Genomic DNA, 23,800 nt, shown 5'->3' on the forward strand with positions numbered 1-23,800 from the left:
CACGTCGGCACGCGGGAATTGGCCGGCCGGGTCTCGCGGCACGGCAATCAGGGGCAGGAATGCGCCCTTGTGCTGGATCGGCCAATCCCGTACGCTGGGTGCCGGCCACGCTTTTGTCTCACCAACAACACGGCCAGGCTGCGGGTGCCGGCCGAAGGAGTTATCCAGATGTCAAGCCGATCGAACGGCCTTGCGGCCGAGATGGATTCCGTTCGCACGCTGGCGCTGGTCGGTGCCGCGGCGACCGGCAAGACCTGCCTCGCGGAGGCCATGCTGGTGCACTCGGGTGCGCTCGGCGCGGCCGGCAGCCTCGAGCGCGGCGCCACCGTCAGCGACCACGACCTCCTCGAGCGGCGCATGCAGCACTCGCTGAATTCGTCGGTGATGCACATGGTCCACGACGGCACCCGCATCCACTTCATCGACACGCCCGGCGGCCCCGACTTTCTCGGCCAGAGTCTGCCGGCGCTCGAAGCCGTCGAAACGGCGGCGATCGTGATCAATGCGAGCACCGGCATCGAGCCGATGGCGGTGCGGATGATGGCTTATGCCGAGTCGCGCCAGCTCGACCGGATGATCATCGTCAACAAGATCGATGCACAGGGCGTCGAGCTCGAGGCCTTGCTGGCGCAGATCCAGGAAACCTTCGGCCGTGTCTGCCTGCCGCTGAACCTGCCAGCGCAGGGCGGGAATGCCGTCGTCGACTGCTTCTTCAACCGCAGCGGCGAAAGCGATTTCGGTTCGGTCGAGGCGGCGCACCGCGCGCTGGTCGAGCAGGTCGTCGAGGTCGACGGCGATTTTGTCGACCGCTACCTGAACGATGGCGACATCGACGCCTCTGAACTGCACGCGCCGCTCGAACAGGCGTTGCGCGAAGGCCATCTGATCCCGGTCTGTTTTGTCTCGGCGCGCACCGGAGCCGGCATACCGGAACTGCTCGATGCAATCGTCAAGCTGCTGCCTGACCCGACCGAGGCGAACCCGCCGGATTTTCTGAACGGCGAGGGCCCCGATGCCAAACTGATGCATGCGCAGCCCGATCCGTCGCTGCATGTGCTGGCCCATGTCTTCAAGGTCACGCAGGATCCGTTCATCGGCAAGATGGGCATCTTCCGCGTCCATCAGGGAACGATCACGCGTGACAGCCAGCTGTATATCGGCGATGGCCGCAAGCCGTTCAAGGTCGGCCATCTGTTCATGCTGCAGGGCAAGGACCACGTCGAGGTCTCGCGGGCGATACCGGGCGACATCGCGGCGGTCGCGAAGATCGACGACATCCATTTCGATGCGGTGCTGCACGATGCCGCCGAAGACGACCACATTCACCTGAAGCCGCTCGATTTTCCGACCGCGGTGCACGGCCTGGCGATCGAGCCGAAGCGCCATGGCGACGAGCAGCGGATGTGGGACATCCTCGGCAAGCTGGTCGACGAGGATCCGTGCCTGAAGGTCGAACATGTCGCGACGACCAATGAGACCGTTGTTTATGGGCTCGGCGAGGTCCACCTGCGGGTGCTGATCGAGCGGCTGCGCGACGTCTACCATTTCGAGGTCAACACGCGGCCGCCGCGGATCGCGTTCCGCGAGACGGTCACCGCGCCGGCCCAGGGCCATTTCCGGCACAAGAAACAGAGCGGCGGCGCCGGCCAGTTCGGCGAGGTATTCCTGCGAATCGAACCGCTGCCGCGCGGTGCCGGCTTCGAATTCGTCGACGAGGTGAAGGGCGGGACGATTCCGGGCCAGTTCATCCCGGCGGTCGAAAAAGGTGTTCGCGAGGTGCTCGAGCATGGCGCGATCGCCGGTTACCCGGTGGTCGACGTGCGCGTGATCGTCTACGACGGCAAACACCACAGCGTCGACAGCAAGGAGATTGCGTTTGCGATCGCCGGCCGCAAGGCCTTCATGGCCGCAATTCGCGAGGCCAGGCCGATCGTGCTCGAGCCGATCGTGCAGATCGAGATCGAGTCGCCCGACCAGGCCATGGGCGACATCACCGGCGACCTGTCGGCCAAACGCGGCATCGTCACCGGCACCGACAACGAATCGGCAGGCATCGTCAAGGTGCGCGGCCAGGTGCCGCTGTCCGAACTGACCAGTTACCAGTCGCGGCTGAATGCGCTGACCAGCGGGCAGGGGCGCTACACGATCGAGTTTTCACACTACGAGGCCGTGCCTCCGACGCTGCAGCAGCAGCTGGTCAGTGAGAGCAAGCTGCGGGACGACGATTGAGGGGGTGGGCTGGAGTGACCTCCAGTTTGTGTGAGTGGCTTGTGGGCTTGTGGGCTTGTGGGAGGGGCTTCAGCCCCGATTTGCAGGCATGCCTCAAGGCCGAATCGGGGCTGAAGCCCCTCCTACGGAAGACGCGCCGCAGGGAGCCTCCCGCAGTCGCTTGCGGGCTGCGGCGTCACCCGCCGCTGCGCTTGACCTTCATTCCCTGCGCGCTCAGCAGCGCGATCACCCGATCGCGGTGGTCGCCCTGGATCTCGACGACGCCGTCCTTGACCGTACCGCCGCTGCCGCAGGCCGATCGCAACTGCTTGGCGATCGCATCGATCGTCGCGGGTGGCGTCGCCACGAGGCCGCGGATCACGGTGACGGCCTTGCCGCCGCGCCCCTTGGTCTGCAGTTCGATCCGGACGATGCCGTCGCCGGCCGGCGCGGCTGTGCGCGCGCCACAGCGGCAGTCGGCAATCGCCTGCCGGCAGGTCGGGCACGTGCGGCCGCTGTCGGTTGAATAGACGAGGCCGCCGGCCTGGTTCTTGCGCATGGTGTTGGTGGGTCGCCGGGCGGCGAGGCAATGGTCAATGGACCAGATATTGCCAGAGCCCGACCAGGCGTTCGGTATCGACGACGGCGACGAAGACGATGCCGGCCGCGGCGCCCGCCAGATGGGCATCGTGGTTGATGCGGCCCCGGCCGCGGCGTGATGCCCAGACGCTGTAGGCGAGGTAGAGCACCGCAAACAGCGGCGCCGGAATCGGCACCGGTATCGGCAGGATGAAGATCGACGCGCCCGGCACGTAGACGATCGCGGCAAACAGAACCGCGAGGATCGCGCCCGATGCGCCGAGGCAGCGGTAGGCCGGGTCGTGTTTGTGCCTGAGCCACGTCGCGGCATCGCTGACCAGCAGGCCGAAAAAATACAACGCGAGAAATTTGCCGCTGCCGATCATCCGCTCGAGCGGAAATGCAAAGGCCCAGAACGTGATGCCGTTGAACAGCAGATGGCCGAGGTCGGCGTGCAGGAAGGCATTGCTGATCAGCGTCGCATATTCGCGGCGCGGTAGCAGCCAATAAGGTCTGAACAGGCCGGCCTCGAGCAGGTCGGGCCGCAGCTTCAAGCCGACCAGGCTGGCGACCAGGATGATCGCCAGCAGCGCGGCGGCTGCCGGCGAAACAAGCAGCGTGTCCAATCCGGTGTCCGGACGCGCCGTCAGCCCGTGGCTGCCGCGTCGCCGAGCAGCGCCGCGACCGGAAAGTCGCGCAGCAGTTCGGCCACTGTCAGCGAGCCGTCAGCCGGCTGCAGCGTGCGGCCGCTGATCGCGTCGCGCAAGCTGGCTGGCGGCGAGATGCCGTCGGGCCAGGCGATCGTCGTGTCGCGCCAGACGTCGCCGATCGGCGCGGTGCCGACTTCGAGATCCAGCGATGCAAACAGCCTTGCGGCGACGACGACCAGCCAGCGCTTGCCGTCGTGGCGGGCAAAGGCGATCAGATGATCGGCCTGCTCGCCGCCGAGCTCGAGGGCCACATACTCGCCATCGCGCAGCAGCGCTTCCTCGTCGCGGCGCGCCTGCAAGGCACACCAGGTGACAAAAAACTTCGCCGAACCGTCGACCGCCTGCTCGAGCAGTTCGCGCAGTGCCTGGCGGCGGTCGGATTCGCCGGTAACCGCCTGCGCACGCTGCAGCCATTGGCGGCGGCGCTCGTAGTCGATCGGCCGCCGGTTGTCCGGATCGACCAGCGACAACTCGATCGCCTCGTGGCCCTGGTAATAGTCGGGCACGCCTGGCGACATCGCCTTGACGACGGCCAGGCTGAGCCCGTTCAGCGCGCCGTACCACGCAAAAACCGCGGCGTTGGCCTGCAGATCGTCGAGGAACAGCGAGTTTTCACGCCGCGTCAGCAGCGCCTCGATAAATCCGGTCAGCGCGGCCTCGTACGCCTCGTTCGGGTTCATCCAGCTCGTCAGCCGCTTCGCCTCGCGCACCGACTTCAGCATCGCCTCGGTGACGCGCTGGCGGTATTCGGCCAGTTCGTCGTCGTCGAGCGGGCCGGCCGGCAGGCTGCCGACCAGCGTCTGGTACAGCAGGTATTCGTCGTTGCGCGACGGTGCGGTTGCGCCGTCGACGGTGCGCTTGTGGCTGCGGTTCAGCCGGCTCCAGCGCCGCACCGTCAGCCGCCAGGCCGCTGGCAGTTCGCTGATCACGTCGATCCGCGCGCGCACGTCTTCAGAACGTTTTGCGTCGTGGGTCGAGGTGCCGAGCATCTCGAGCGGCCAGTGCTGCTGGCGCTCCTTCGCGGCGGCATGGAAGGCCGCGACCGAGGTGCCGAACACATCGGGCTCGCCGCCGACATCGTTGACCGAAATCAGCCGCTGGTGCCGGTACAGCGCGGTGTCCTCGATACCCTTCGCCGCCACCGGCGCGGTGTACTGCTGCAGCCGCCGCGCGAACGAGCGGTAACGCTCGCCGAGGCCGGCCGGCGCGCCTGGCATCGGCTTGCCGAGCAGCACCTGGCGCAGGAAGTCGAACACGCTGGCATCGGCGGCAACGCTGCGCCGACGCGCCTTGCCGATTGCCCAGTCGACATATTTGCGGTCTTGCGCGCTCGGCTTGTCGACGATGTAGGTGCGGTAGACCGGGAATGACGCGACGACTTCGGACAGCGCCTGACGCAGCGAATTCAGCGTGAAGTCGCGGGTGCGGCGGTCCTCGCGGGCCAGCCGCAGCAGCGCATTGCTCAGCACCGTCAGCTCGCCGGCCAGCGTGCCGTCCATCACGACATGGCGGCAATGCCAGGCGAGGTCGTCGAAATCGACCGCCTCGTCGCGGACGAAGGCGCGCCACGCGCGATCGAGCCGGCTCTTTGCGCTGCCGTCGATCAGCAGGCCGTTGACGAGGTTGGCGAAGCGGTAGCCGGTCGTGCCGTGGACGGCCCAGTCGCGCGGCAACTGTTCGTACGGTGCGACGATTTTTTCGACGGTGACAAAAAATGGCCAGTCGGCCGGCTTGTCGCCATCGCCGGGCTCCGGCATCGTTGCGCCGACCAGTTCGGCGCAGCGCTGCTGCAGCTGCTGGAAATATTTCGCCGGATCGGCCAGCCCGTCCGGATGGTCGATGCGCAAGCCATCGATCGCGCCGCTGCCGACCAGTTCGAAGATCAGCTTGTGGGTCGCCTCGAAGACCTCTTCGGACTCCATCCGCAGCGCGGCCAGTTCGTTGATGTCGAAGAAGCGGCGGTAGTTGATCTCGTCGGCGGCGACGCGCCATTGCGCGAGGCGGTACGGCTGCAGATCGATCAAGGCATCGAGTGCATCGAAGCTGGCGCGGTCGCCCGGTTTGCCGTTCAGCTTGTCGACGATGGTCTTGAAGACGGCGGCCATCGCCGGGTGCGCCTTCGCCAGCGCCGCGAAGCGGGCTTTCAATGCGGTTTTCTGCTGCTGCCTGTGCGGCGCGGCGACCGGATCGGTCGTGTTGTGCGGCGGCAGGCATTCGAAGGCGTCGGCCAGCGCCTGCAATTGGTCGCGTGTCTCCTTCAGATCGGGGTGGCCGATCGCGCGGCGGATCAGCTCGCCGTAGCAGACCGGATCGATCGGCAGCTGGTGCTCGAAATACGACAGCGTGAAGCGGCCGTGCTCGGCGTCGAAGCCGAGCTTGATCTCGCCGCGCTCCAGGACAACGCCGTACTGGTCGCCGAGGATCGGCAGCAGCACGCGGCCGGTCAGCGCCGGGTCGGCGGAGCGCCAGTCGATATCGAAATACGACGCGTGGGCCGATGCCGCGCCGTTTTCCAGCACATCGAGCCACCAGGCGTTGTCGCCGCTGAGCACGCCCATGTGGTTCGGCACGATGTCGACCACCAGCCCCATGCCGTGGCGGTGCAGCGTCTCGACCAGCCGGTCGAAATCCTCGCGCGTGCCGAGTTCGGGATTCAGCTGGCCGTGGTCGATGACGTCGTAGCCGTGTTTGCTGCCCGGCCGCGCACGCAGCGGCGGCGAGCAATACAGGTGGCTGATGCCGAGTTCGGCCAGATACGGCACCAGCGCGGTCGCATCGTCGAAGCGGTAGTCGGCATGCAGCTGCACGCGGTAGGTCGCACGCGGAAACGCGGGCTGGCGGCGCTGCGCGGCGCCGGCTGTCGGTGAAGTGCTGCTCATGGAAACTCGATGTTGACGGCCACCGACCAGGCGGCAAGCCCGGCGGACGCCGGAAAACTGCGGTAGACGCTGCTGCCAGGCAACTTGCCCACTGCGTCTGCTGCGCCAGCGGCGTCGGACAGTTGCGCCAGCAGGTGCCAGCGTCGGCCTTCGCCGAGCGGCCAGCTGATCTGCAGCGTGCCGGCCTCCGACGCGCTGAAACTGCCGCTGCGCGCGTCCTTCAGCCACGGCACCAGCTGCTCGGCGCGGATCTTCAGCAGCTGCGTATACAGCGCAAGCCAGCCGGCATGCGGCTCGCTGCTGCGCTCGTCCCAGTTCAGCTTGCTGTTGCGGAACGTCGACTCGGCATTCGGATCCGGGATGCGGTCGCGAACCTCCGGATCCGAGAAACGGGCGAATTTGCCGAATTCGGAGCGCCGGCCATTGGTCACCGCCTGCGCCAGCTCGCCGTGGAAATCGCAGAAATACTGGAACGGCGTGCTCGCCGCCCATTCCTCGCCCATGAACAGCATCGGCGGCGATGGCGCCAGCAGCACGCAGGCGAGCAGCGCGCGCAACGCATCGTCGCGGCCCGCTTCTGCGGCCAGTGCGGCGATCCGCTCGCCGAACGCGCGGTTGCCGACCTGGTCGTGGGTCTGCATCGAATTGACGAAGGCCAGTGGCGGCAGATGGCTGGATCGGCTGCCGCGCAGTTCGCCATCACGGAACTCCGACGGGTCGCCCTGGTAGGCAAAACCTTCGGCCAGCGCACGGCCGAACAGCCGCAGCGGCTCGCGCGCATAGTCGATGTAATAGCCGTCGCTCTCGCCGGTGGCGATCACGTGCACCGCATGGTGGACGTCGTCGTTCCACTGCGCACTGGCGAGCAGCATCCGGCCGTCGTCGCCGACCGCGAAGCGGCTGGCATCGTTCAGGTCGTTTTCGAGGATCAGGTGCACATGGCGATCGCGGCCGGGCCCGTTGCGTACCGCCTGCGCCAGTTCGTCGATGAAATGGGTTGCCGAGCGGTCGTGCATCGCGTGCACCGCATCGAGGCGCAGCCCGTCGAAGCGGAACTCGTCGATCCAGTACAAGACGTTGTTGATGAAGAAGCTGCGCACGGTTTCGCTGTGCTCGGCGTCGAAATTGATCGCCGCACCCCATGGCGTCGGCACATCCGGATTGAAAAACGGCTTTGCGTAGGCGTGCAGATAGTTGGCGTCCGGGCCGAAGTGGTTGTAGACGACGTCGAGCAGCACCATCAGCCCACGCTCGTGGGCGGCAACGACGAGCCGTTTCAGATCGTCCGGCGTGCCGTAACTCGAGTCCGGCGCGAAGTGCAGCACGCCGTCGTAGCCCCAGCCACGTTGGCCTGGAAAATCGGCGACCGGCATCAGTTCGATTGCGGTGACGCCGAGCGCCACAAGCTCGTCGAGGCGTTCGATCGCCGCACTGAAGGTGCCGGCCTCGGTGAAACAGCCGACGTGCAACTCGTAGATCACCGCCTCGTGCCAGGGCCGGCCGGTCCACGGCTGATCAGGCCATTCGAAGGCGAGGGGGTCGGTCAACCGGCTGGCGCCGGCGGCATCGTCCGGGTTGTGCCGCGACGCCGGATCGGGCACCACCAGGTCGCCGTCGACACGGTAGGCATAACGGGTCTGCGCATCAGCTCGCTGCAGTCTGCCTTGATGCCAGCCGTCGGGCTGGCGATCCATCGCCACCGGCGATCCGTCGTTGCCATCGACGATCAGCTCGATCGTCGACGCGCTCGGCGCCCAGAGTCGGAAAACAGCACTGCCGTCGGATTCGAGGCGGGCACCGAAAGGCATCTGGTGGACATGTTTCATCGTTCGGCTCGGCTCAGGTTGGGTGGTCTGCAATCGGCCGGCCACCGGTGAACGCACCGTCTGGCGGGGGCGGACGGCTCAGCGCCGGGTGGTCGGCTGCGGCATTGTCGAGCAGGTAACAGGCCGGTTTTGTCGGACGATGGCGCATGCCGGACACCGCCGGATCGCCATCACGCGCGCATCGCCGGCCAGCGCGGCCGGCGGCGCGCGCGTCATCGCAGCTTTTGGTCGCGGTCGCGCGGGAACCAGCGTTCGAACAGCGTCGCCGCCCGGTGCCGGGCGCCAAGGCCGAATGCCAGCGCCAGCGCAAAGACGACGCCGGCAAGCAGGATCAAAAAGGTCTGCTGGATCAGCCCGCCGCCGATGTCGAGGTGGTCGACCGCAAGCAGGATCACGAATGCCAGCACGCCATACTGCATCACGGTGCCGAGCAGTTCGGCATCGCCGATCTCGGCACTGCGGCAATAACCGGCGACCGCATTGCCGGCAAAACGCGCGAAATAACTGCCGAAAACCAGCACCAGCAGCGCGACCAGCAGGCGCGGCACGAACAGCAGCACCTTGCCGAGCAGGTCGGTGACCTGCGTCAGCCCGAGGCCATTGAACGCGATGATCAGCGAGGCCAGGATGATCAGGCCGTAGGCGATCGCACCGAACAGATCGGTCGCATCGCGGCGCGAGCCACCTTGCTGCAAGAAGCCGTCGATGCCGGCGCGTTCGGTCAGCACATGAAAATTCAGCGCCCGCAGCGTCTTCACGACCGCGAGCTTGAAGGCCTTGGCGATCAGCCAGCCGACCAGCAGGATTCCGATCGCAATCGCCAGGCGCGGCAGGAACAGACCGATCTGCTGCAGAAAGCTGCGCACCGGCTCGAGCACGACATCAATGTTTTGCATGGAAGATTCTCTCGTTCAGGAAGCGATGCCGACCAGGCCAGCGATGCCGGTCAGCGGGACTTCGATCCAGTCCGGGCGGTTGTCGATTTCGTAGCGGAGTTCGTACAGCGCCTTCTCGAGCTCGAACAGGTCGAGCATCGCGATCGCGGCATCGAACGCCGCGTCGTCGGCATACAGCCCGCCGCCGACCGCCACCTCGCGGTAGGTCTTCAGGAAGCCTTCTCGCACGCGGCGTTCCCACTCGCGGGCCATTGGCGCCAGCCGTTCGACTTCCGGCGGCGTCGGCGCGGTCTGGTTCAGCGCGGTGTGGCGCGCATAGTCGAACGACCGCAACATGCCGGCAACGTCGCGCAATGCACTCTGCTTGGCGCGCCGCTCGTCGAGCGTGCGGGCCGGTTCGCCTTCGAAATCGATCAGCAGGAAATCGTCGCGGCGGATCAGCACCTGGCCGAGGTGCAGGTCGCCGTGCAGCCGGGTTTTCAGGCCGACCGGGTCGGCGCTCGGCAACCGATCGATGCGCTCGAGCATCTGCTCGCGCGCGGCAAGCACCTTGCCGGCGAGCTGCGCCACCGGCGCTGGCCAGTTGCCATGCGCCGACTCGATCAACTGCAGCGTATGTTCGGCTTCGCGGTGGACGGTCTCGCTCCAGCGCGCGAGGTCGGCCGCTTCGACCGGCTCCGGGTCGAATGCCGGATCGCCGGTGCGCCGCGCCAGCGCGACGTGCAGTTCGGCAATCCGCTGCGCCAGAACCTGCATGCGGATGACCATCGGTTCGATGCCATCGCTTTCGTCCTCGCTGTCGCCGTCACCGGCCTCGAGCAGACGTTTCAGTTGCTCGACGGCAAACTGCCAGGCATCGCCCTGATTGGAAATCTGTGCCTGCAGCAGCGCCACCGTCCAGGTCGCGCCGTCGGCGTCGATGTATTCGAGGCTGCCGGCAACCGGCACGCAATTCGCGAAATGGACGACGTCAGTCAGGAAACGGCCCATCTCGAGCTCGAGACCGAGGCCCTTCTGGATATGCCGGTAGGCCTTCAGGAACAGCCGGTCGCCGAGCAGCGAAACCGAATTGCTGCTGTTGGCGAGCCGGTGCAGCGGCAGCGGTCCTTGCAGAGAATCGCCGACCAGCGTTTCATAGGTCGCGCCGCGGCTGCAGACAAAGCGGCCGTTGTCGGACTTGAATTCCTGCTGCTTGCCGATGGCCTCGACCAGCGCCTTGCAGAAGATCTCGTCGGCCATCGCATCGGCCAGCACGCCCATTTTCGCCTGCTGCCTGACCTTGGTCACCGCCAACGGCGCAAGCGAGCGGGCGTGTTCCTCGTCGTCGTCGTCGTAGGCGATCGACATCGGCACGAAATAACGCGCCTTCGAATTTGCGCACTCGGCATCGGCCAGGGCCAGCAGCCACTCGGTCTTGCCCTTGTTCAACCGGGCCTGGTCGATCAGCGTGGCCCTAACGATTGCCTCGTTTTTCGCTGCATACCAGCGCTGGCGCTGCATGAAGCGCGGCAGCAACTGGCCCTCGAGCTGGGTGCGGGTCTTGTCGGCCAGGCCCATCCGCCATGGCACGACCTTCGAGCGGAAGAAGCTGTTCCAGTCGTCGAACAGCACCAGTACCGGCAGATCCTCGATCGGCAGGCGGTCGGTATGCCAGCTCGGCGGCTGCGCATCGGTGGAGAGCCGGAACCAGAAGAAGCCGTAGCCCGGCAGCGTCAGCATGTACGGCAGCTCACCGATCGGCGGGAAGGCATTGCGGCCCATCATCTCGACCGGCACCCGGCCTTTCCAGTCTGCGAGCTCGAGTTCGACCGGCTGCGCGGTGCGGCTGACGTTGGACACGCACAGGATCACATCGTCTTCGTATTCGCGGATATAGGCCAGCACCTTGCGATTGCCCGGGTGCAGCATCGTGAAGCGGCCGCGGCCGAAGGCATGCGTGCTGCCGCGCACCGCGAGCAGCCGCCGTGTCCAGGCCAGCAGCGACGATGGCTCGCGTGCCTGTGCCTCGACATTGACCGCCTCGAAGCCGTAGATCGGATCCTGGATCGGCGGCAGGTACAGCCGTTGCGGGTCGGCGCGCGAGAAGCCGCCGTTGCGGTCGCTGGTCCATTGCATCGGCGTGCGAACGCCGTCGCGGTCGCCGAGGAAGATGTTGTCGCCCATGCCGATCTCGTCGCCGTAATACAGCACCGGCGTTCCAGGCATCGACAGCAGCAGACCGTTCATCAGCTTGATCCGCTCCATGTCGTTCTCGAGCAGCGGCGCGAGACGACGGCGGATGCCGAGGTTGATGCGGGCGCGTTTGTCGGCCGCATACATGTTGTACATGTAGTCGCGTTCCTTGCTCGTCACCATCTCGAGCGTCAGCTCGTCGTGGTTGCGCAGGAATACCGCCCACTGGCAATTCGGCGGGATGTCCGGCGTCTGCGCGAGGATCTCGACCACCGGATGCCGGTCTTCCTGCGCGATCGCCATGTACATGCGCGGCATCAGCGGGAAGTGGTATGCCATGTGGCATTCGTCGTCGTCGCCGAAATACTCGCGCACGTCCTCCGGCCACATGTTGGCCTCGGCGAGCAGCAGCCGGCCCGGGTATTTCTCGTCGACACGGCGGCGGATCTGCTTGATCACGTCGTGTGTCTCGCGCAGGTTCTCGTTGCTGGTGCCGTCGCGCTCGATCAGGTACGGGATCGCGTCGAGCCGGAAGCCGTCGACGCCCATCTCGAGCCAGAACTCCATCGTCTTCAGCACCGCGTCGATGACCGCCGGGTTGTCGAAATTGAGGTCCGGCTGGTGGCTGAAGAAGCGGTGCCAGAAATACTGCTTCGCGACGTCGTCCCAGGTCCAGTTCGATTTTTCAGTATCGGTGAAGATGATCCGGGTGCCGGTATACAGCGTCGGGTCGTCCGTCCAGACGTAGAAATTGCGCTCCGGCGAACCCTTCGGCGCGTTGCGCGCGGCCTGGAACCACGGATGCTGGTCGGAGGTGTGGTTGACGACCAGCTCGGTGATCACGCGCAGGCCGCGCTTGTGCGCCTCGGCGACGAAGGCCTTGAAATCATCGAGCGTGCCGTAGGAGGGATGGACGTCCTCGTAGTCGGCGACGTCGTAGCCGTCGTCGCGCAGCGGTGACGGGTAGAACGGCAACAGCCAGATCGTATTGACGCCGAGTGACTGCACATGGTCGAGGTGCTCGGTCAGGCCGCGGAAGTCGCCGATGCCGTCGCCGTTGCCGTCGGCATAGGCCTTGATGTGCAGTTCATAGATGACCGCATCCTTGTACCAATGCGGATCGGCGGCGTCGACTGCAGGAGTCACCGCGACGGTATGGGCGAGCTCGGTATCAGATTTCACGGCTTCCTTTCGCTGGCTATCGCCGCGGTGCCGTCAGGCACCGATCAAGCAGCATCCGCGGATCCGGCTCCGCCGGTCCGCTGGATGCGCCCCCTCGAGGGGGTGCGCCGAAGGCGCTACGGGGGTGGGTCATCCTATTGGAAATAGTCGAAGTCATTTTCCCGCGTCACCTTCGCACGCAGGTGCATCACGTGCGCCGGGCAGACATTCGGATCGAGCTGCACGAAATTGCGCGGGCCGGTCCACAGGAAGCGGGCGTCGGTGATCAGGTCGTGCATCTGGTAAGGCTTGTCGGCCTCGATGCCGAGTGCTTCGAGATCGAGCTCGACCCAGCCGCTGTGCACATGGTGCGGATCGATGTTGACGACGCAGACGATGATGTCGGAGCGCTCCGGATCGTGCTTGGCATAGGCGATCAGCGCGTCGTTGTCGACCGGCATGAAGCGCAGGCTGTGGTCGTTCTGCAGGGCAGGGTGGGCGTGGCGCGCAGCATTGATCACGCCGATGAATTCGGCCAGCGAGTCGGCGCGCGAGCGGTCCCAGACCTTGCGCTCGAATTTTTCCGAATCGAGGTATTCCTCGCCGCCTTCACGCAGCGGCTTGTGCTCGAGCAGCTCGTAGGCCGGGCCGTACATGCCGTAGTTGGCGGCCAGCGTCGCCGCCATCACATGCCTGGCCATGAAGACCGAGCGCTGGCCCTGTTGCAGCGCAGCCGGCAGGATGTCCGGCGTATTCGGCCAGACATTTGGCCGGAAATAGTCGCGGCCCGGGCCCTGGCTCAGCTCGGTGAAATACTGCGTCAGCTCCCACTTGGTGTTGCGCCAGGTGTAGTAGGTATACGACTGGCTGAAGCCGACCTTCGCGAGCCGATGCATCACCCGCGGCCGGGTGAAGGCCTCGGACAGGAAGATCGCGTCCGGGTAGGTCTTGCGCACATGCGCAATCGCCCATTCCCAGAACGGATAGGCCTTGGTGTGCGGATTGTCGACGCGGAAGATGCGCACGCCTTGCGCGGCCCAGTATTCGAAGACGCCGGCCAGCGCGGCCCACAAACCCCGCCAGTCGCTGGTCTCGAAATCGAAGGGGTAGATGTCCTGGTATTTTTTCGGCGGGTTCTCGGCGTACTGGATGCTGCCGTCGGCGCGTTTGCGGAACCAGTCCGGATGCTCCTTGACCCACGGATGGTCGGGCGCGCACTGGAAGGCGATGTCGAGCGCGATCTCGATGCCGCAGTCGTTCGCCTTCTTCAGCAACTGCTTGAAATCCTTCAGCGTGCCGAGTTCGTTGAGGATGGCGTCGTGCCCGCCTTCGGCCGCGCCGATCGCCCACGGGCTGCCGACGTCGTCCGGCCCGGGGTCGAGGGTGTTGTTCTTGCCCTTGCGGCGGCTGCGGCCGACCGGATGGATCGGCGGGAAATAGACGACGTCGAAACCCATCCGCTTGATATACGGCAGCCAGCCCTCGCAGTCCTTGAAGGTGCCGTGACGGGCCGGATCGTCGGATGCCGAACGCGGAAAAAACTCGTACCAGCTCGAAAACCGGGCGCGTTCGCGTTCGACCAGCAACGGAAAGATCCGCTCATGGGTCCACGCCAGGCTCAGGTCCGGATGGCGGCGCGCAACCGCCGAATGCGCCTCGTCCATGCCGATGCGCTTGATCTCGTCGACGCCGAGTTGCTTGTCCTTGCCGGCTTTTGCGAGTTCGCGAGACCAGCTGTTCAGCTCCTTCGCATCAGCGCCTTTTCCGGCCCGTGAGGCCGCAGCGTCGATCAGCTGGGCGCCGGTGAGTGCGGCGATGCGCACGTCTTCCGGATCGAGGCGGCGCGCAAAATCATGCTGCCACGACAGGAAGGGGTCGACCCAGCCACGCACCGTATATTCCCAGCGGCCGATTTCATCGACGACGAAGTCGGCGCTCCAGCGGTCGTTGCCGAGCGCGCGCATCGTCTGCTGCTGCCACTCGGTCTGGCCGGCGCGCCGCCACAGCAGCTGGCAGGCGACCACATCGTGGCCGTCGGCAAACACATCGGCCTCGACCTCTAGCCGATCGCCGACGATGCGCTTGACCGCAAATTTCCCGTCGTCGACCGACGGCGTGATGCTTTCGATGACGACGCGGATCCGGCCGTCGTCGATGGTGAACGGAACAATCTGTTTGGCAACGCTCACGAGGGCTTCCTTTCCGGTTGCAGGACCAGCAGACCAAGCGGGGGCAGGCGCAGATTGAGCGCCTGAAACTGGCGATGGGCGGCAACCGGCACGCTGCTCGCGCCGCCCTGGTTGCCGACGCCGCTGCCGCCGTAGACGGTGGCGTCGCTGTTCAGCCGTTCGACCCAACGGCCGGCCTGCGGCACGCCGACCAGGTAGTTGTCGCGCGGCTGCGGCGTGAAATTGGCGACCACCAGCAGCGGCGATCCATCGCGCGCCTTGCGCAGAAAACTGATCACGCTCTGTTCGCTGTCGTTGCTCTCGAGCCACTGGAAACCGGCCGGCTCGAAATCGATTTCGTGCAATGCCGGTTCGCTGCGGTAGAGCTGGTTCAGGTCTTCGAGCCAGCGTTGCACGCCGCCGTGCGTCGACTCCTGGGCGACGACCCACCATTCGAGCGCATCGTCGTGGTTCCATTCGCGGCGCTGGCCGAATTCGCCACCCATGAACAGCAGCTTCTTGCCCGGATGGGTCCACATGTGGCCGAACAGCAGCCGCAGGTTGGCGAACTGCTGCCACGCGTCGCCCGGCATCTTGCCGATCAGCGAACCCTTGCCGTGCACGACCTCGTCGTGCGACAGCGGCAGCATGAAGTTCTCGTTGAACGCATAGATCAGCGAGAAGGTCAGCTGGCCGTGGTGCCAGCGGCGGTGGATCGGATCCTGCTGCATGTATTTCAGCGTGTCGTGCATCCAGCCCATGTTCCACTTCATGCCGAAGCCAAGCCCGCCGCCATCGGTCGGCCGCGACACCATCGGCCAGGCGGTCGATTCCTCGGCGATCACCTGCACATCGGGATGGTCGCGGTAGACCGACTCGTTCAGGAAGCGCAGGAACGATACCGCCTCGAGGTTTTCGCGGCCGCCGTACCGGTTCGGAATCCATTCGCCGGGGTTGCGCGCATAGTCGAGGTACAACATCGACGCGACGGCATCGACGCGCAAGCCGTCGGCATGGAATTCCTCGAGCCAGAACATCGCGCTCGACAACAGGAAGGCCCGCACCTCGTTGCGGCCGAGGTTGAAGATCGACGATTTCCACTCCGGATGAAAACCCTGGCGCGGATCGGCATGTTCGTACAGCGCGGTGCCGTCGAAATGGTCGAGCCCGTGTGCATCGTTCGGAAAATGCGACGGTACCCAGTCGAGGATCACGCCGATGCCGGCCTGGTGCAGCGTATCGACGAGGTATTTGAAATCCTGCGGCGAGCCATAGCGCGAGGTCGGCGCGAAATAACCGGTCGTCTGGTAGCCCCACGAGCCGTAGAACGGGTGCTCCATCACCGGCAGCAGTTCGACATGCGTGAAGCCCATCTGCTTCACGTAGTCGGCCAGCAGGTGGGCCTGGGTGCGGTAGTCGAGCGGCTCACCAGAGGCGCCGCGCCGCCATGATCCGAGGTGGACTTCGTAGACCGAGATCGGTGCGCCGAGCGCATTGTGTTTGGCGCGCGACGCCATCCATGATTCATCGCCCCAGGAATAGTCGTCGGCTCGCCAGGCCACCGATGCGGTGGCCGGCGGCTGCTCGGCATGGCGGGCGAACGGGTCGGCTTTTTCCAGTCGGCCGCCGTCGCGGGTGCCGATGACATATTTATAACGGTGACCGGCTTCGACGCCGGCGATCTCGGCCTGCCAGATGCCGGAACTATCGGACCGCGCGGTGGCTCTATGGCTGTCTGGATTCCAGCCGTTGAAGTCGCCGATCACCGAAACCCACTCGGCATTCGGTGCCCAGACCGCGAACTTCGCACCGCCATCGACCAGGTGGCAACCCATCAGCTTGTGCAGCTTGGCGTGGGTGCCCTCCCGGAACAGGTGGATGTCGGTTTCACCGAAATTGTCCTGCGAAAAAACATTTGTACCAATCATAATCATGGCGGATTGTGCACCAGCCGAAAGCCGTTTGCCATAGGGTGATCCTGGTTCGTGAAAACCGTCGGCCCGGAGCGGCTACAGTCGCAGCGTAGTGAAAGCACGCAACGGGAGCAAGAGTGGAAGAGCCTTCGCAGGCTGCCGACGAATGGGCGATGCGCATCGCGCTAGACCAGGCACGCAATGCCTGGCTGGTCGGCGAGGTGCCGGTCGGTGCGGTGATCGTCCGGCCGACCGCCGACGGCCCGCAGGTGATCGCGACCGGCTACAACCGCCCGATCACCGAACATGACCCGACCGCCCACGCCGAAATCGTTGCATTGCGCCATGCCGCGCACCTGCTCGGCAACTACCGGCTGCCGGAGCTGAGTGTCTATGTGACGCTGGAACCCTGCGCGATGTGCGCGATGGCGATGCTGCACGCACGCGTCAGGCGCGTCGTTTTCGGTGCCGCCGACCCGAAAACCGGGGCCGCCGGTTCGGTGCTGAACCTGTTCGAGTCGACGGCGCTGAACCACCATTGCCACCTGCAGGGCGGCGTGCTCGCCGCCGACAGCGGCCGGCTGCTGAAGGAATTTTTTGCCGAACGTCGCGAGCGCTACCGCAACCGCCACCGCGCCGCGGGCACAGGGGCGACTGCCCAGGCAATCCCGACCGGCGATGCGGTCGAGGTCGACCACAGCGATTTCGGCGAGCAGCTTCGACGATGAGCAGCCTGATCCTGTTCAGCCCGGCCGGCGTCGTGCCGCGAGCCGGGGTGCTGAAACTGGCCAGCAAACGGCTGCGCGCGCTCGGCTTCGAGCCGAACATCGATGCCGCGGCACTGAAGCGAAACCAGCGTTTTGCCGGCGCCGACGATGATCGACTGGCCGCGCTGCACCGCGTTGCCGACGCAGCGCCGGGCGTTGCAATGGCCAGCCGTGGCGGCTACGGCTTGTCCCGACTGCTCGATGGCATCGACTGGGCGGTTATGGGCCGCAGCATCGAACGCGGCACACGCTGGGTCGGCCACAGCGACATGACGGCGCTGCAACTCGGACTGCTGGCCCACCTCGGTCGCACCGCCGGGCGCAGCTGGGCCGGGCCGATGGCCTGCGCCGATTTCGGCCGCAGCGATGACGCCGGCGGCGTCGACGAAATCACCCGCGACTGTTTTCTCGAGGCGATGAGCGGCGAACTCGAAGGCGTCGGCTTTCGCACCGAAGCCGGCTTCGCCGGGCTGCAATGCCGTGGCACGCTGTGGGGCGGCAACCTGACGATCGTCAATTCGCTGCTCGGCACCCGCCACTGGCCAAAGGCCGACGTCACGAAGGGTGGCATCCTGTTCCTCGAGGATGTCAACGAACACCCCTACCGCATCGAACGGAGCCTGCTGCAGCTCCAACAAGCCGGCGTGCTCGACAAGCAGCGGGCGATCCTGCTTGGCAGCTTCACCGAGTGGAAGAAGTCACCGCTCGACCGCGGCTATTCGCTGAAGGCGATGCTGGCCCGCGTCCGCAGCACCATCTCGACCCCGATCCTCACCGGCCTCCCATTTGGCCACGTGCCAACTAAGCTGAGCCTGCCGATCGGCGCCAAGGTGCAACTGCTGGTCGACGGGCGCGATGTGCTGATCGGGTGGTGAGGGGAGGGCTGCAAGCGGCGCTGACTTTTGTGGGAGGGGCTTCAGCCCCGATTCGGGCTGGTGGTGTTCGGCAGCTGGCACCCGCGGACCGAGCGGCACGGCAGGCGGCACCCGGTCGCGGCTCATGATGCGGCGGTCCTCGCTGGCGCTCGGACTGCGCTGCGATGCTCGGTCCAGGGTCGCGCGGCGGAACTCGCTACGTTCGCTGCGCTCACTGCGCTCGGACAACCGCCGCGAGCATGTTTGTTGATGCTCGCTGCGCTCGCCGACCCTGGCCCTGGCCTTGCAGGCCGCACCGGGCCTTGCGGCCCGTTCGCTCGCAAGGCACAAGGGGTCCCCCGGACCCCTCGTGTCCGTGCTCGCCTTCTCGCCGCCGCATAAATCGCCCCGCCCGGGCACGGCCTGCCGCGCTGCAACGATGGTGCGCTTCGTCGAATGTTTCGGTGGGTGCGCAAAGGCGTGGGCGGGTGGCTGCTGGCAAGCATCTAAGCGCCAGTGGCCGCCCGACCGCGCCTTTGCTCTCGCCTCTGTGCCTGCCGATTCGCAGTCGTGCAAGATCCCGAATCGGGGCTGAAGCCCCTCCCACAAAAGTCACCCACCGCCAAGCGGCCAACGGCCGCTCCGGGCCGAGGCTGTGTGGAAACTCTTCGGCACCAGTTGTGTCATATCTCCAGTAGCGACGACAGGAGTGATCGATGGGGCGATACGTCGAAGGCCAAGACCGAACGCAGAGCGTCCTCTTCCCCGAGCAACTGGATGACTGGATTCATGAGGACAACACGGTTCGCGTCATCGATGTCTTCGTCGACGAACTAGATCTGAGGAAGCTGGGCTTCGATCGTGCCAATCCTGCAGAGACGGGTCGGCCGGGGTACAGCCCGGCGACGCTGCTCAAGATCTATGTCTACGGCTACCTCAACCGTGTGCAGTCGAGCCGACGCCTGGAGACCGAAGCACAGCGCAATCTCGAACTCATCTGGCTGACCGGGCGCTTGGCGCCGGACTTCAAGACCATCGCCGACTTCCGCCGTGACAACGGTGATGCCATCGGCAAAGTCTGCAAGGAGTTCGTTCTGCTTTGCCGCCGGATGAAGCTCTTCACCGACGGCGTCGTCGCCATTGATGGCAGCAAGTTCAAAGCGGTCAACAGCCGCGACAAGAACTTCACCGACCGCAAGCTTCAGGCGCGAATCGAACAACTCGAAAGCAGCATCAAGCGCTACCTGGTTGAGCTCGACCGCGCCGACCGTGATGCCACGGCCGTTCTGCCTGGCCGAGTTGCGCACCTCAAGGAGAAGATCACCAAGGTCAAGCAGCAGATGAAGGCGCTGGAGGCGATCGGTGAGCAAATGAAGGTGTCCGAGGACGGGCAGATCTCGTTGACCGATCCGGATGCACGCTCGATGGCCACCAGCGGCCGAGGCACTGGCGTGGTGGGCTACAACGTCCAGACGGTCGTGGATGCCAAGCACCACCTGATCGTGGCCCACGAGGTCACCAACGTTGGCCATGACAGGGACCAACTGGCGAACATGGCCAAGCTTGCCAAGGCAGCCACCGGCGAGGACAAGCTGATTGCGCTGGCCGATCGCGGGTATTACGAAGGCTACGAGATCCTGGAGTGCGAGCGCTCGGGTGTGGCCGCAGTCGTTCCCAAGCCGATGACTTCGAACAACCTGGCCGACGGGCTCTTCGACAAGCGGGATTTCGTCTACGACGGCGAGAAAGACGAATACCGGTGCCCGGCCGGGCGGATTGCCATCCACAGGTTTACATCCGAGGAGAGGGGCAAGATCCTGCACAAGTATTGGTCGTCAGACTGCCCACAGTGCCCGATGAAGCCACAGTGCACGACGAGCAAGAATCGCCGTATCGCCCGCTGGGAGCACGACGACATCCTAGATGTCGTTCAAGAACGGCTGGAGCGCGCGCCCGAAGCCATGAAGCAACGAAGGCAGACCGTCGAGCATGTGTTCGGAACGCTCAAGGCCTGGATGGGATCGAGTCATTTCCTGAGCCGTACGCTGCCTCGCGTGAAAACCGAGATGAGCTTGCAGGTTCTGGCCTACAACCTAAAGCGGATGATCAAGATCCTCGGCACTGGGCCGCTGATCGCAGCGATGAGGGCATAGGGCGCCCGCCCTCACCTAAAAGTTCTTCGCGCGGGGCAAGTTCAGAGATTGCCGCCTGGCCATCGCGTTGGTCTGCTCAGGTGATCGGAAAACCGAGTTTCCACACGGCCTCGGCCGAAACAAGTCGGCCGCCAGGTCGCCGAAGTCCAGCAGTTGTCAGGCTTATCATTGCCGGCATGCCTCACGGTGCTGCCCGATCACGAGCCGGGCGTGCCGGAGGCTCGTTGTTTTCGGCGTCCGCTGCGCATCCTGCGGCGGGCAGAAAAGGATTGTTGAATGCAGCTTGTCGGGGCAGGAGCGGGAGGCGGAACCGTCGGGTCGTGGATGCGCCGCCTGCTGGCCGCGATGATGTTGCTGGCGCTGGCCGCCTGCAACAACAACCCGTGGCCGGAAGGCGCTGCCGCGACCAATACGCTGTTCAGCGGCGTCATCGAGAGCTCGCCGCGGCACCTCGATCCGACCGCTTCGTACTGGAGCAACGATACCGCCTTCACCTACCAGATCTACGAGCCGCTGTACGGCTACCACTATCTGAAGCGGCCGTTCGTGCTGGTGCCGAAGACGGCCGCCGAAGTCGTCAAGCCACGTTATTACGACCGCAACGGCAAGCCGCTTGCCGACGATGCGCCCGGCGAGCAGGTGGCCGAAAGCGTCTACGACGTGCCGATCAAGCCCGGCATCGTCTACCAGCCGCATCCGGCGTTTGCGGTCGATGACAGCGGCCGCCACCGCTACCACGCGATGCGCCCCGGCGAACTCGGTGACCGCCGCACGCCGTGGGATTTCGAACATACCGGAACCCGCGAACTGGTCGCCGAGGATTTTGTCTATGCGATCAAGCGCCATGCGACGACGCGGATCACGACACCGATCTACCCGGTGTTTGCCGAGTATGTGCTCGGGCTGAAGGAGTATGGGCCGCTGATCCGCGCCGAGGACGAAAAGCTGCGCGCAGGGCTGGATCCGGCCAGCCTCGACAAGCCGTTTCTCGATTTCCGACGCTGGCCGCTGGCCGGTGCGACGGCGCCGGAGAAACATCTGCTGCGAATCCGCCTGAAAGGCAAATACCCGCAGTGGAGCTACTGGATGCAGATGACCTTCCTCGCGCCGGTGCCGTGGGAGGCCGATGCCTTTTATGCGCAGCCCGGGATGGCGGAGGTCGGCCTGTCGCTCGATACCTGGCCGATCGGCACCGGCCCGTACATGATGGTCGAATATGTGCGGGATCGCCGCCATGTGATGAAGCGCAACCCGAACTACCGCGCCGAGCCTTATCCGTGCGAGGGTACGGCTGCGGACAAGGCGGCCGGTCTGCTCGATGATTGCGGCAAGCCGACGCCGTTCGTCGATACGCTGGTCTCGGTGATCGAGCGCGAGGCGGTGCCGCGCCGCGGCAAATTCCGCCAGGGCTTCTACGACCTCGAGGTATTCGAGCGCACCGATACCGGCATGGACTATCTGGTCGGCATGCAGGATTCGGAGGAGGTGCGGCAGGAGTACCTCGACAAGGGATTCAGGCTCGCGAAATCGTCGGACGTCAACAGCTATTTCATCGGCTTCAACATGCTCGACCCGACGATCGGCTGGGGCGATACGCCGGAGCAGCGCGAACGCAACCGCAAGCTGCGCCAGGCAATCTCGATCGCGATCGACTGGGATGAATATTCGAAGATCTTTCCGAAAAAGGCCGGTGAGACTGCAATGAGCCCGTTGCCGGCCGGCATCGAGGGTTCGCGCGAAGGCACGCTGCAAGGCGTCAATCCGGTCACCCACAAGGTCGTCGACGGCAAGGTCGTTCGCCGCTCGATCGACGAAGCCAAGCGGCTGCTTGCCGAAGCCGGTTATCCGGCCGGCCGCGATGCGAAGACCGGCAAGCCGCTGGTGATCAACTACGATTTTTATGCGCCGGCGACGCCGGAGCGCAAGCCGGAAATCGACTGGGTCGTGCGGCAGTTTGCGAAGATCGACATCCAGCTCGAGGTGCGCGCGACCGAGAACACACAGTTCCAGGAGAAGGTCCGCAAAGGCAATTACCAGGTCTACTGGCTTGGCTGGAATGCCGACTATCCGGACGCCGAGAATTTCATGTTCCTGCTTTATGGGCCGAACGGCAAGACGAAATTTGACGGCGAGAACACCTCGAATTATGCGAACCCCGAATTCGACCGGATGTTCCAGCAGTTGAAGATGCTCGAGGACGGCCCGAAAAAGCAGGCGCTGCTCGACGAGATGATCGAACTGGTGCGCAACGATGCGCCGTGGACCTTCGGCTTTTTTCCGTACGCCTCGGCGGCGGCGCAGCACTGGGTCTACAACTACAAGCCGGCGATCCTGGTTCGTGACCATGGCCGTTATCTGCGGCTCGATGTTGCAGAACGGGTGCAGAAACAGCGCGCATGGAACCAGCCGGTCTGGTGGCCAATGGTGCTGATCGGCGCGGCGCTGCTCGCGGTGCTGCTGGTCGCCCGGCGCAGCCTAAAAAAGCGCGAACGCATGAATGCCCGCGGCGAAGTCCTGGACCCCGCCTGAATGTTTTCCTATCTGATCCGCCGCATCGCCTACGGCGCGCTGGTGCTGCTCGGCGTCAACCTGGCGACCTTCTTCCTGTTCTTCACGATCAATACGCCCGACGACATGGCGCGGTTGAACATTGGCGGCAAACGTGTCACGCAGCAGGTGATCGACAAGTGGAAATCGGAACGCGGCTACGACAAGCCGCTGTACGTCAATACTGAACGCAGCGGCAGCGAGCGGTTTACCGAGACGATTTTCTGGGAGCGCTCGGTCTCGCTGTTCACGCTGAATTTCGGCCGTGCCGATTCCGAATCCGCCGGTGACATCGGCCACGAGGTCGCGGGCCGGATGTGGGTCAGCATCCAGATGGCGCTGCCGCTGTTCATCCTGCAGGTGATTGCGAGCACGACATTTGCGCTGCTGCTGGTGATGTTCCGCAATACCAGGTTCGATTTCTGGGGCGTCGTCGCGTGTGTGTTGATGCTGTCGATCTCCAGCCTGTTCTACATCATCGTCGGCCAGTTCCTGTTCTCGCGGGTGCTGAAGCTGGCGCCGATCTCCGGTTATGCGCCGGGGCTCGATGCGATCAAGTTTCTGGTGCTGCCGATCGCGTTGTCGCTGCTCGCCCGGCTCGGTGGCGAGGCGCGGCTGTACCGCGCGATGTTCCTCGAGGAAATCGGCAAGGACTATGTGCGCACCGCTCGCGCGAAAGGCCTGGCCGAGATGGGCGTGATGTTCCGCCATGTGCTGCGCAATGCGCTGATACCGATCATCACCAGTGCCGGCAGTTATCTGCCGTATGTCTTTCTCGGCAGCCTGGTGTTCGAGAGCTTCTTCGGTCTGCCCGGTCTCGGTTCTTATGTGATCGAGGCGATCAGCAAGCAGGATTTTGCGATCGTGCGGACGATGGTTTTCCTCGGCTCGCTGCTCTACATCGCGACCTACATCCTGATCGACGTTGCCTACACCTGGGCCGACCCGCGGGTCAGGCTCAGCTGAG

Annotated in this window: 14 protein-coding genes; 6 read left to right on the plus strand and 8 right to left on the minus strand. The window is 65.0% G+C overall.

Annotated elements, in window-relative coordinates; translation table 11 throughout:
• Positions 1–168 precede the first annotated feature (168 nt).
• Positions 169–2,229: an elongation factor G gene (gene fusA / locus ACNH6H_RS24615; protein ID WP_418320905.1), complete on the plus strand. Its 2,061-nt coding sequence runs from the start codon at positions 169–171 to the stop codon at positions 2,227–2,229.
• Positions 2,230–2,404: 175 nt separating this feature from the next.
• Here the strand turns inward: fusA and ACNH6H_RS24620 are convergent, their stop codons facing one another.
• The 8 genes from ACNH6H_RS24620 to glgB form a co-directional block, all read right to left on the minus strand.
• Entirely contained in the window at positions 2,405–2,767 is a 363-nt protein-coding gene (locus ACNH6H_RS24620) for a translation initiation factor Sui1 (RefSeq protein WP_418320906.1), read from the minus strand.
• Positions 2,768–2,801: 34 nt separating this feature from the next.
• Complete coding sequence (locus ACNH6H_RS24625; protein WP_418320907.1) at positions 2,802–3,413, minus strand: rhomboid family intramembrane serine protease; 612 nt, start codon at positions 3,411–3,413, stop codon at positions 2,802–2,804.
• Positions 3,414–3,433: 20 nt separating this feature from the next.
• The gene (gene treY / locus ACNH6H_RS24630; RefSeq protein ID WP_418320908.1) at positions 3,434–6,376 is read right to left on the minus strand and encodes a malto-oligosyltrehalose synthase; all 2,943 of its coding nucleotides are present in this window, start codon (positions 6,374–6,376) and stop codon (positions 3,434–3,436) included.
• Complete coding sequence (treZ, locus tag ACNH6H_RS24635; RefSeq protein WP_418320909.1) at positions 6,373–8,202, minus strand: malto-oligosyltrehalose trehalohydrolase; 1,830 nt, start codon at positions 8,200–8,202, stop codon at positions 6,373–6,375. The genes treY and treZ overlap by 4 nt, the downstream gene beginning before the upstream one ends.
• Positions 8,203–8,414: 212 nt before the next feature.
• Positions 8,415–9,098: a mechanosensitive ion channel family protein gene (locus ACNH6H_RS24640; RefSeq protein ID WP_418320910.1), complete on the minus strand. Its 684-nt coding sequence runs from the start codon at positions 9,096–9,098 to the stop codon at positions 8,415–8,417.
• A gap of 15 nt (positions 9,099–9,113) precedes the next feature.
• Positions 9,114–12,452: a maltose alpha-D-glucosyltransferase gene (gene treS / locus ACNH6H_RS24645; RefSeq protein WP_418320911.1), complete on the minus strand. Its 3,339-nt coding sequence runs from the start codon at positions 12,450–12,452 to the stop codon at positions 9,114–9,116.
• Positions 12,453–12,586: 134 nt separating this feature from the next.
• The gene (locus ACNH6H_RS24650; RefSeq protein WP_418320912.1) at positions 12,587–14,620 is read right to left on the minus strand and encodes an alpha-1,4-glucan--maltose-1-phosphate maltosyltransferase; all 2,034 of its coding nucleotides are present in this window, start codon (positions 14,618–14,620) and stop codon (positions 12,587–12,589) included.
• Positions 14,617–16,533 (minus strand): 1,4-alpha-glucan branching protein GlgB, encoded by a 1,917-nt coding sequence (gene glgB / locus ACNH6H_RS24655; protein ID WP_418320913.1) that lies wholly within the window; start codon positions 16,531–16,533, stop codon positions 14,617–14,619. The genes ACNH6H_RS24650 and glgB overlap by 4 nt, the downstream gene beginning before the upstream one ends.
• A 152-nt stretch (positions 16,534–16,685) precedes the next feature.
• Between glgB and tadA the strand changes: the two genes are divergently transcribed.
• The 5 genes from tadA (at position 16,686) to ACNH6H_RS24680 (ending at position 23,799) form a co-directional block, all read left to right on the plus strand.
• A complete protein-coding gene (tadA, locus tag ACNH6H_RS24660) occupies positions 16,686–17,240 on the plus strand; it encodes a tRNA adenosine(34) deaminase TadA (RefSeq protein ID WP_418321483.1) in 555 nt (184 codons plus the stop codon).
• Complete coding sequence (locus ACNH6H_RS24665; protein WP_418320914.1) at positions 17,237–18,154, plus strand: LD-carboxypeptidase; 918 nt, start codon at positions 17,237–17,239, stop codon at positions 18,152–18,154. The genes tadA and ACNH6H_RS24665 overlap by 4 nt, the downstream gene beginning before the upstream one ends.
• A gap of 695 nt (positions 18,155–18,849) precedes the next feature.
• Positions 18,850–20,286, plus strand: coding sequence for an IS1182 family transposase (locus ACNH6H_RS24670; protein ID WP_418315762.1), 1,437 nt, complete (start codon positions 18,850–18,852; stop codon positions 20,284–20,286).
• A gap of 276 nt (positions 20,287–20,562) precedes the next feature.
• Positions 20,563–22,815 (plus strand): ABC transporter substrate-binding protein, encoded by a 2,253-nt coding sequence (locus ACNH6H_RS24675; RefSeq protein ID WP_418320915.1) that lies wholly within the window; start codon positions 20,563–20,565, stop codon positions 22,813–22,815.
• Positions 22,816–23,799: an ABC transporter permease gene (locus ACNH6H_RS24680; protein WP_418320916.1), complete on the plus strand. Its 984-nt coding sequence runs from the start codon at positions 22,816–22,818 to the stop codon at positions 23,797–23,799.
• Position 23,800 lies beyond the last annotated feature (1 nt).

The sequence above is a fragment of the Pseudideonella sakaiensis genome, from assembly GCF_048320135.1.
Lineage (GTDB): Bacteria > Pseudomonadota > Gammaproteobacteria > Burkholderiales > Burkholderiaceae_C > Ideonella_A > Ideonella_A sakaiensis_A.